We start from the raw sequence: 457 nt of genomic DNA, 5'->3' as shown, positions 1-457 counted from the left end.
TCGCCCCGATCGTCGGCGCGCGCACCGCCCAGCAGCTGAGCGAGGCGCTGTCGGTGGAGGGCCTTAGTCTTCCTGACGAGATCTGCCGGGCCCTGGACGACGTGTCCGCGCCCGTGCACCGCTATCCCGATCAGGACTGGAGCACGCTGTGAGCACGGAGCCGGCAGCCGGGAACACCGGTACGGAGGAGGACACGCCCGACGTGGCCGCGCCCCGTACCGAGGAGGAGGGGACCGGCACCGGGGAGACCGGCACCGGGGGGACCGGCAGCGAGGAGACCGGCGCTGACGAGGCCGGCGCTGACGAGGCCGGGAGCGCCACCGCGCAGGACGGTACCGGGGCCCCCGCCGCCGAGGACGGCGGCGCCGGGGGGAAGGCCGCCGCGCAGCTCTCCGAGGCCGAGGCGGAGCTGGCGGCCCAGCGGGTCGAGCGGGCGCGGATCGCGGCGCGCAAGGCC

The 457-nt window shown here is 77.0% G+C and carries 2 pseudogenes; both read left to right on the top strand.

Annotated features, from left to right (window positions below):
- Window positions 1-152: pseudogene (locus tag G3I42_RS33015) on the top strand (aldo/keto reductase); the annotation flags it as partial.
- Window positions 149-457, top strand: a pseudogene (locus G3I42_RS33010) (DNA helicase RecD); the annotation flags it as partial. The pseudogenes G3I42_RS33015 and G3I42_RS33010, both read left to right, overlap by 4 nt.

Origin of the sequence: Streptomyces sp. SID11385 (assembly GCF_010548245.1) — a bacterium.
Taxonomy (GTDB): Bacteria; Actinomycetota; Actinomycetes; order Streptomycetales; family Streptomycetaceae; genus Streptomyces.
Note: the sequence above shows the minus strand (reverse complement) of the source record. Positions and strands in the feature narration are given on the sequence as shown.